We start from the raw sequence: 8,841 nt of genomic DNA, 5'->3' as shown, positions 1-8,841 counted from the left end.
GCGCGGTCAGAAATGAAAACGCGGCCTTCCCAGTCAATTCCGTTGTCTTTGAGCATCTGAAGCTCGTTGAAAAGTGCCTCCGGGTCGATTACCATGCCGGCACCAAGGAAAACAGATTTGTTCGGATACAAAATTCCAGACGGAACCTGATGAAGAGCGAACTGCTTGCCATCTACTACGATTGTGTGGCCAGCGTTTGGACCGCCTGCATAACGAACGACATATTTAGCATCTTCTGCCAAATAATCAACAATCTTTCCTTTTCCTTCGTCGCCCCACTGAGCGCCGATAACAACGACCTTCATAAAAGCCCCCAAAATCACGCGTTTCTACGCAAAAATACATTTTATAATATCAGAATTTGAAGATTGTTTCAATTAAGCAAAAATAAGCAAAAAAAATGCCCTCTCAGAATGAGAGGGACAGAATCAGAGCGCCAGGCTATGGAGTACCGCCGCAGGCGTTCTGAAATGACTGAAAGGAATGGAAGAATGAAGCGACAGCGGAAGTGCGGAACAGCCGACCGCCAGAAGGCGGTGGCGCCCAGATTATGCGTTCTTCTTCTTTTTGAGCACTACGCATGCACAGACTGCAATTGCTGCGAGTACTGCAACGATGATGACAATGATTGCGGCCGGTGAGCTGCTTCCTGATGCGGCTTTTGCGCCTGCGTAATCAAGAGAAAGATTTGTGAACTCAACATAAGCGTTTCTTGAAGTGAATGCGCCTACATACATGTTGTCCTTGTCGTTCTCACCGAGGTTGACTGTGTATGTGACCGGCTCTTCCTTTCCGTATTTGACTGTGAATTCCTGACCTTTCTTTACGATTGAAAGCTCTACGACAGTGTTTTTTGCTGGAACTGATTCTACGACATGCTCGTTTTCATTGAGAACTGTGTCGATTCGTGCAAAGCCTGCGGCCCAGTTTTCATTTTTGATTTTGAGAGGAGCTGCTGCAACATAATTGCTGTTGAATCCGGCAACATTTTCGTCGATGAGAACATTGTCGCGTGCCATGAGTCCGAATGAAACCTGATTGTTTGACTTGAGGTTAAGGACTTTTGCAGTTGCTTTGATTGTGAAGTCTTTATCGACAGGCAATTTCTGGAAGTAGAACAAAATTCCGTCCTCAGAAGATGCGATTTTACCGACATCCTTGCTGCCGTCTTTTTTGCCGGAATGCATTGTGACGCCGGTTTCAGTCTCTTCGATTCCGAAATAGTCTGGATTCTCTGGATTTTTTGCGCCGCCGATGTTTCCGAATGCAGAACCCCACCAGGGCTCTTTTGTAATGAATACAGAGCTTTTTTCTGTTGGAGCACCGAATCCTGGCTCTACATAAGCCGGATTTTTGAGACTTTCAAGGCTGTATGATGGTGAAGGAAGATTTGCAACAAGGAAGCCTTTGAATGTTGAGTCTTTTGATGCGATGTCCTCTGCGAGCATTTTTGCTACGACTGCGGCTCCGTAAGCGTTCAAGTGTGTTGAATCAAGGGAAGCCTCTTTTGAGCCTGTCATTGCATGGAATTTCTTTGCTTCTTCGCCTTCTTTTTCGTAGAGGGCTTTTGTGTTTGCTGTCTGGTCTGCAACGACGATGTTAAGCTCTTTTCCCAAATCCCGGATTGCTTCCGGGTAATCTCCGCCTGGGAATTTTTCGTCACCCTTTGTGACATGGACGACTGAGCCAGAATATTCACCTTTCGGGCTGTATCGGACGATTGGAGTAACGAGGATTGGTGTTGCGCCTGCATCCTGAGCAAGCTTGATGTAGTTGTGATAAAGCGAATACTGGAATGAGCCTTCATCATCTTTTCCCATGTTCGGGTCTGTGAAACGCTCTGCTTCAAGTTTTTCATCATTGTGACCGAATGCGATTACAAGATAGTCACCTTTGCGGATGTTCTTTTTGAGGATGTCGTAATTTACTGCTGAGCCTGAATCAGAAATAAAGCTGATTGATGAGCGGCCGCTTACTGCGAGGTTTACGACGGCAGCTTTTGAAGGGTCAAGATAATCCTGAAGTTTTGTTCCGAATCCGAATCGCGGGATATAATACGGATCGTTGAAAGGCGATGCGGTCGAGTCTCCGACGATAAAGATTCGAGAAAGGCCGCTTGTGCTTGGAACAGAGATTTCTTTTGCAACGACGGCTTCTGTTTTCTCAAGTTTTGCTGTTGCTGCATCCTGAGCAAAAGCAGAAAAGGAAATGGAAGCGAGTAGGGCAATGCCCGCAATAAATGTTTTTTTCATTTTATTTCTCCATAGAATATAGGAATTTGATTCAGTATAAAACGAGTTTTTTGAAATAAAAAGTTAAAATAAAGATGTGAATTTGTCGGATTTTGTCAGATTTATACAACTATTGTCCTATTTAAAAATGTTTTAAATTCCTTTAAGATTGTCCTACTAATTTAAAATTGGAGTAAAAAATGGATTCTGTAATGCTTGCAAAAAATCTTGCGTTCTTGCTTTATCTGGGATTTATGATTTACATCGGTCTTCGGAACGCAAGCAAAAACAACAGCTCATCAGACTTTTTCTTGGGCGGACGAAAGGTTGGTCCGTGGGTCACGGCTCTTTCTGCTGAGGCTTCGGATTCCAGCGCATGGCTTTTGATGGGCTTGCCTGGCTTGTGCTATCTTGGTGGCGTTCGCGAGACTTTCTGGACTGCGCTTGGTCTTATCGTTGGAACTTACCTCAACTGGCTTTTCGTTGCAAAACCTTTGCGCAAATGCTCAATTTCTTTCGGTGACTCAATCACAATTCCTGAGTTCTTCTCAAACCGATTCAACGACAAATCTCATATCCTTTCAATCGTTTCGGTTGTCCTGATTGTATTCTTCTTCACGATTTACACGGCTTCAGGATTCGTTGCCTGTGCAAAACTTTTCAACTCAGTTTTCGGACTTCCATATCACGCAGGACTGGCAATCGGCCTTGTCGTAATTTTGTGCTACACAATCACAGGCGGGTACACCGCAGTCTGTACTACGGATTTCGTTCAGGGAACTTTGATTTTCGTTGCTTTCGTGGTTTCAGCCACAATCGCAATTTTTGCTTTGGGTGGTCCTAGCGAGGCAATTGCGCAGGTTCAGGCATTTGATGCTCGTGCGCTCGCAAATGAATTCGGCGAGAATTTACAGAAAGCTTTTGAAGGAAACAAATCTTACAGCGGAATGGCAATTATTTCGGCTCTCGCATGGGGCTTGGGTTACTTCGGAATGCCGCACATCATCGTCCGTTTCATGGGAATCCGCTCAAACGAGGACATCAAAAAAGCCCGCCGAATCGGTACAGTCTGGATGGTCATTTCTTATGTCGGAACATTCTTAATCGGTACTTTGGGCACGGCTTATCTTTTGAAGCACGGCGTTCTTCTTGGAACTGGCAGCGAGGAAGTTGCTGTGGCCGGTGTAACTCAGTTCGGCGACGCTGAGACTGTTTTCAGCGCGACAATGCTCAAAATGTACCCGGCTTTCATAGGCGGAATCTTCTTGTGTGCGATTTTGGCTGCCTCAATGTCAACTGCGGATTCTCAGCTTCTTGCGGCTTCAAGTGCGTTCGGGCAGGACATCTACAAAGGAATCATCAACAAGAATGCTGATGAAAAAACAGTCCTTAACATCAGCCGATTCACGGTCTTCTTCATTTCATTGATTGCGCTCTTCCTTTCGCTCAATCCGAATTCTTCAATTTTCGGGCTTGTTTCTTACGCTTGGGCTGGCTTCGGCGCAACATTCGGTCCGCTCGTTCTCCTTGCTCTTTACTGGCGAAAAACAACGGCTAAGGGCGCAATTGCAGGTCTTATCACAGGATTTGCGGCTGTCGTTTTGTGGCACAATATTCCGGCTTCAGTCCACAAGATTTTCGGCCTCTACGAAATTCTGCCGGGCTTCGCAGTTTGTCTTTTGTTCACAGTTGTTGTCTCTCTCCTTGACAAAAAGAAGGACGAAAAAGTGCTCACTCAGTTCGATGCCTACAAAGAAATGAAAGACTAAATTTTTCTTCATAATTAAAAAGATTTCTTTTGTTTTTCTAAAAACCTTCTGTTATAATGGAATTCATGTTTTAAGCTTCATTTGGATTCCACTGTAACGGGGGTTTTTCTTTGAAAAAACGCAGCCTGACATTCAAATTCTCATTAATGTTTGTGGGATTCACATTCGTAACTCTCGTTTTCGGTTCAATTCTTTCTTATCTAAATCAGACCAATCTTTATAAACAGCAACGCGAGGAAAGCATACGCTATGTTGCATCATATCTTGAAGAAGTAATCACTTCTGATGGCTCAGATTTTTTGTGGTGGCAAAAATATTTTGTTGAGCATTACAAAGACCTTTTGGTTCCGCATGATTTTGGCCCCAAAGAAATTCAAGAAGCTCGCCATAAGTATGAAAATCTTTTCTTAAAAAAATATCCCGGAATGATTCTCGGCGTGGACATTTCGTTTGACGAGCTTTCTGAGGATGTAAAAACAGCTTATACAGTCTACAAGCATGAATATTATCTCGATAAATTCGAGCAGGCAAAACAAAGATTCAATTTGGCTTATGTTGAATATGTGATTCCAAACACAGCGGGTAAAAGCATTATGTATGCGCTTGATGCCTTGCGTGATGCAAAAATTGTTGACGATGAGAAATATATTGAGCTTGGAATAACGGTAACACATGCTTTCGAGGAACATCAAACAGAATGGGAGGCATGGATTTCGGGAATTCAGCCTACTGGTTATGACGCTTTTGACAATGAATTTGGCAAGACTTACGCTTACTATATGCCGCTTTACATCGGAACTAGAAAACTTGGATTGATTGGTGTAGAAGTTGAAATTGGCAAAGTCAACCATGAAATTCTTAAAGCGACAATCCGCCAGATGCTCATGATTGGCGGGGTGCTCGTTCTTTTCACGTTGCTTCTCCTTTCTATAATCCGAAGCCAGTATATTCGCAAACTTGTCAAGCTCAGTAATGTAATCGATGAATATTCTGAAAAGAAGAATCCTAAAATCGCAGAGTTGCTTAAAAAAGAAGTCACGAACGAGGACGAGATTTCCTCTATAATGGCAAAATTTGCCGATATGATTTACGAGCTGGAGCTTTATATCCAGAATCTCACCAAAACCAAGCAAGCTTTGCAGGATACAAGGCAGCAGGCTATCGAGCTGAATGAGCTTGCCATGAAGGACTCTCTTACTGGAATCCGAAACAAGACAGGCTATGATAAGGAAGTGCAGAAAATTGAGTGGGAAATGGCAAGCGGGCTTAAAAAAATCGGTGTGGTTATGATAGACCTCAACTTCCTCAAACGAATCAATGACACTTACGGCCACGACAAGGGAAATATCGCGATTGTCTCACTGAGCAGAATGGTCTGTCATATTTTCGAGCATTCTCCTGTATTCAGAATCGGTGGTGATGAATTCGTCGTGATTCTTAAAGGGCACGATTTGGAGAATATCGATGAGCTTGTCACCGAATTTAACTGGCAGCTAAAACAAGCGCACGACAATCCGACTTTGGAATATTGGGAAAAGATTTCTGCCGCAATCGGCTATGCAATTTACAATCCTGAAATTGATTCAGCTTATGAAAATATTTTCAAGCGTGCTGATGTTGAAATGTACAAGAACAAAAAGGCAATGAAAGCGGTTAGGGAAGAGTAATTTAGGTTCATTTTGATGCTAACGCGGGACTGTGTGATTGAGGCCATAAACTGCAAAATGAAGGATGATGTCGCAGATGAAAATTCCCGCAAGCAGGCATGAAATGAGCTTAAAGCTTTTTTCTGAAAGCCGTTTTCTGATTTTTAGAATCTCAGGAATTACGCCGTAAAAAAGCAGGAAGCCGAAAATGCCAAAAATTGCAACGGAACGAAGGCAGACATATCCGCCGATGTTGCCGAAATTCCACGGCTCGCTGTTGTAATCCCACAGTCGCAGACCGCCAAAACAGTGAAAAAGTACGAATCCGACAAAAAATTCAAGAATACCGCACACAAAAAAACTGATTAAGAAAACTGCCAGAGGATTTTTCTGGAAACGCCATATTGAAACAGTCATGAAAATGCCGCCGGCTCCGTAGATAGGAATCCAAGGGCCGAAAGTTGTTCCCCGTTTTACAAAATATCCCCATGCAAGGCGGTAGAAAATCGTCTCATAAACGAATCCGCCTATTGCGCTGAAAACACCAATCATCAGCACAATAAAGAGAAAATCCCGCATGTCAAATTCTTCATTTTTCAGCTGGATTCGCATGATTAGCCCTGAGAATATTTTACATCGGGAAATGCGATACCGCAAACAAAAAAAGCCGTGCAAGACATAAAAATCTCGCGCGGCTTTTGCGACAACGGCACGAATGTGCCGTACCGACCTTATTTTACTTCGCTGTCTTCAACGATAACTTTCTTCAAGTGCCAGATGTCGCGGACATAATCCTCGATTGTGCGGTCTGAAGAGAATTTACCTGCGTTTGCAATGTTGATGAGAGCTTTCTTTGCCCAGCCTTTTTTGTCTGTATAAGCTTTGGCAAGTGCTTCCTGTGCCTTGCAGTATTTGTCGAAGTCGGCAAGTACATAGTAGACATCTGGACGCTGACCTTCAACACCGTAGAGAAGTGAGTCATGCAACTCTTTGAAAATCTGTCGTGTCGGGTCATAAGTACCGTCAACGAGCTGCTCAACAACCTTTTCGAGCCGAGGGTTTCGCTCCAGATACTGCTGCGGATTGTATGAATGTTCTTCTTCCATTTTCTGGATTTCAGGAGTTGTGAGACCGAATACGAATCCGTTCTCTTTGCCAGCTTCCTCGAAAATTTCGATGTTTGCACCGTCGAGTGTACCCATTGTAAGCGCACCGTTGACCATGAACTTCATGTTTGATGTACCAGAAGCTTCCTTACCAGCTGTTGAAATCTGCTCGGAAACGTCAGCAGCAGGGAAAATCTTTTCTGCTACAGAAACGCGGTAGTTTTCGATGAATACAACGCGGAGTTTTCCACCGATTCGGCGATCATTGTTTACGCGCTCAGCAACTGTATTGATGAGCTTGATGATTGATTTAGCGCGGCGGTAGCCTGATGCAGCCTTTGCACCGAAGATGAATGTTCGGTTAGGAGCATTGTATGTCGGATCTTCGATGATTCGGTTGTAGAGGTACATGATGTGGAGGATGTTGAGAAGCTGTCGTTTGTACTCGTGAAGTCGTTTGACCTGAACATCAAAGATTGAATCCGGGTCAAGGAATTCGTTCTGCTTGTGCTTGAGGTATTCAACCAAAGCCTCTTTGTTGTGGCGTTTGATTGTGATGAGCTCTTCGAGAGATGCGTCATCATCAGCGAATTTTTCAAGCTCCTTGAGTTTTGTCAAATCCTTTTCCCAGCCGTGACCGATTCGTTTTGTGATGAATTCGGCAAGCTCCGGGTTCGCGCTCAAAAGCCAGCGGCGCTGTGTGATACCGTTGGTCTTGTTGTTGAATTTTTTAGGATAAAGCTCGTACCAGTCTTTAAGTTCCTGGTTTTTGAGAAGCTCTGTGTGCAATGCCGCAACGCCGTTTACGCTGAAACCTGCGTGGATTGCGAGCCAAGCCATGTAAACCTTTCCGTCGTGGATGATTGACATGTGGTTCTGCTTTTTGTAGTCGCTTGGATATTTTGCACGAAGCTCAATCATGAAGCGGCGGTTGATTTCTTCGACAATCTGGTAAATTCGAGGGAGAAGACCCTGGAAGATTGCGATGTCCCACTTCTCAAGAGCCTCAGCGAGGATTGTGTGGTTTGTGTAAGCGAATGTTTTCTGAACGATGTCCCAAGATGCGTTCCAGCCCATGCCGTAGTCATCCATGAGGATTCGCATAAGCTCAGGAATAGCGACTACCGGATGAGTGTCGTTAAGCTGAATTACATGGAATTCTGGGAATTTTGAGAAATCTGTGCCGTGGTCGGCAACAAAGTGATGTACCAAGTCCTGCAAAGAAGCAGATGTGAAGAAATACTGCTGCTTGAGGCGGAGAGCCTTACCAGTTGGACCTGAGTCGTTCGGATAAAGAACGCGGCTTACATTCTCTGCGCTGTTCTGGCGTACAACAGCCTCGTTGTACTTCATGTCGTTGAAGAGCTGCAAGTCGAAGCCGTTCGGGCTTGATGCCTGCCACAATCGGAGTGTGTTTACAGTGTTTGTGTCGAAACCGACAATAGCGATATCGTAAGGTGTAGCTGTTACTTCTTCTGCGTTTTCAATATAGAAGCGGTCCTGACCGTCCGGAGTCTTGCCGTATTTGATTTCGCCGCCGAATTTGACGGTAACAGCAAGGTCAGAGCGTTTGATTTCCCATGGATCGCGGTGTTTGAGCCAGTTGTCAGGATATTCTACCTGATAGCCGTTCTCAATGCGCTGCTCGAACATACCGTACTGATAGCGGATTCCGTAGCCGTGTCCAGGATAGTCCAAAGTTGCCAATGAGTCCAAGAAACAAGCTGCAAGGCGGCCGAGACCACCGTTGCCCAAACCAGCATCTGGTTCCTCGTCTTCGATAAGATTGAAGTTGATGTTCATGTCTTTGAGAACTTTCTTTACTTCATCTTTGATTCCGAGGTTGATGAGGTTGTTGCTCAATGCGCGTCCCATCAGGAATTCGGCTGAAAGATAGTACAACTGTTTTGTCGGCTTTTTTTCGTAAGAATTACGGGTTGCCATCCAAGCCGGCATAATCAATTCTTGTACCGAAGCAGAAACTGCGTCAAACAAGTCGTGACTGTTTGCCTGAGAAATGTCTTTTCCGTACTGTCGGCGAAGACGAGCGGAAAGATTCTCTCTGAATTTCTCTGCATCAAATTTCATG

General features: G+C 44.4%; 6 protein-coding genes. 2 read left to right on the top strand and 4 right to left on the bottom strand.

What is annotated here, in order from left to right; genetic code table 11:
- The coding region (locus tag IJJ71_RS01375; protein ID WP_296844869.1) for an adenylosuccinate synthetase at positions 1–305 on the bottom strand (305 nt) is incomplete at its 3' end.
- A 243-nt stretch (positions 306–548) separates the two neighbouring features.
- Complete coding sequence (locus IJJ71_RS01370; protein ID WP_296844868.1) at positions 549–2,252, bottom strand: SGNH/GDSL hydrolase family protein; 1,704 nt, start codon at positions 2,250–2,252, stop codon at positions 549–551.
- 179 nt (positions 2,253–2,431) lie between these two features.
- Here IJJ71_RS01370 and putP point away from each other — a divergent pair, with 179 nt between their 5' ends.
- Positions 2,432–4,000 (top strand): sodium/proline symporter PutP, encoded by a 1,569-nt coding sequence (putP, locus tag IJJ71_RS01365; RefSeq protein ID WP_296844867.1) that lies wholly within the window; start codon positions 2,432–2,434, stop codon positions 3,998–4,000.
- 110 nt (positions 4,001–4,110) lie between these two features.
- The gene (locus tag IJJ71_RS01360) at positions 4,111–5,667 is read left to right on the top strand and encodes a GGDEF domain-containing protein (RefSeq protein ID WP_296844866.1); all 1,557 of its coding nucleotides are present in this window, start codon (positions 4,111–4,113) and stop codon (positions 5,665–5,667) included.
- Between the two features lie 18 nt (positions 5,668–5,685).
- On the opposite strand, the gene IJJ71_RS01355 is transcribed toward IJJ71_RS01360, so the two are convergent.
- Positions 5,686–6,258 (bottom strand): putative ABC transporter permease, encoded by a 573-nt coding sequence (locus tag IJJ71_RS01355; protein ID WP_296844865.1) that lies wholly within the window; start codon positions 6,256–6,258, stop codon positions 5,686–5,688.
- A gap of 119 nt (positions 6,259–6,377) precedes the next feature.
- Positions 6,378–8,840, bottom strand: a complete 2,463-nt coding sequence (locus IJJ71_RS01350) for a glycogen/starch/alpha-glucan phosphorylase (RefSeq protein WP_296844864.1) — start codon at positions 8,838–8,840, stop codon at positions 6,378–6,380.
- Between the last annotated feature and the right edge of the window lies 1 nt (position 8,841).

Source organism: Treponema sp., from assembly GCF_017430385.1.
Lineage (GTDB): Bacteria > Spirochaetota > Spirochaetia > Treponematales > Treponemataceae > Treponema_D.
This window is presented reverse-complemented; position numbering and strand designations above follow the sequence as displayed.

Bases quoted from the DNA above. Each gene is read 5' to 3' on its own strand.
- IJJ71_RS01370 (WP_296844868.1), bottom strand. From the start codon at position 2,252: ATGAAAAAAACATTTATTGCGGGCATTGCCCTACTCGCTTCCATTTCC.
- putP (WP_296844867.1), top strand. From the start codon at position 2,432: ATGGATTCTGTAATGCTTGCAAAAAATCTTGCGTTCTTGCTTTATCTG.
- IJJ71_RS01355 (WP_296844865.1), bottom strand. From the start codon at position 6,258: ATGCGAATCCAGCTGAAAAATGAAGAATTTGACATGCGGGATTTTCTC.
- IJJ71_RS01350 (WP_296844864.1), bottom strand. From the start codon at position 8,840: ATGAAATTTGATGCAGAGAAATTCAGAGAGAATCTTTCCGCTCGTCTT.